This is a genomic window from Paraburkholderia sp. BCC1884, assembly GCF_900996225.1.
Lineage (GTDB): Bacteria > Pseudomonadota > Gammaproteobacteria > Burkholderiales > Burkholderiaceae > Paraburkholderia.
This window is the reverse complement of record NZ_CAAJGL010000132.1, coordinates 1-514: the sequence shown is the minus strand read 5'-3', so window position 1 is coordinate 514 and position 514 is coordinate 1. Positions and strand designations below refer to the sequence as shown.

Below are 514 nucleotides of genomic sequence, written 5' to 3'. Positions count from 1 at the left end.
CAGATGGCTCTCGAGTTCGCGCACTCGCCGGCTGACGGTCGTCTTGGGAATCTGCAAGGCCGACGCCGCGCCGGTGAAGCTGCCTTCCTGCACCACGCGAAGGAATATCAGCGTGTCGTTCAAGTCGCGTGTCATGGCTCGTCCACTCCGTCGATTCGCGATTGTGCCATCGGTGGCCCAAAGCATGCCGGCAAAATGGGCTAATCGGCGATGCGCGGCCGTTCTATCTTGCCGGTTCCTACCGGAGAACGAGATGACACTGGACGAATACACGAGCCACGATGCGCTGGGCCTGGCGCAACGGGTGCGGGACGGCGAAGTCACGGCAGCCGAACTCGGCGAGCTGGCACGCAGGGCCGCCGAGGCGGTCAATCCGCGCATCAACGCCGTGGTCGAGCACTGGCCGATCGAGGCGAGCGGCGCAGGCAGCGACGAGCCCGCCGGCCCGCTGGCGGGCGTGCCCTTCCTGATCAAGGACCTGGCGGTCTCGATGGCCGGCAAGCGGCTGGAACTC

At 66.3% G+C, this 514-nt stretch carries 1 protein-coding gene and 1 pseudogene; one reads left to right on the top strand and one right to left on the bottom strand.

The features are described 5' to 3' along the window. A partial coding sequence (locus FQ705_RS29330; protein WP_144147649.1) for a LysR family transcriptional regulator occupies positions 1-135 on the bottom strand: 135 nt, incomplete at its 3' end. A gap of 118 nt (positions 136-253) precedes the next feature. On the opposite strand from FQ705_RS29330, the pseudogene FQ705_RS29325 reads away from it, so the two are divergent. Continuing rightward, positions 254-514 (top strand): annotated as a pseudogene (locus FQ705_RS29325) (amidase); the annotation flags it as partial.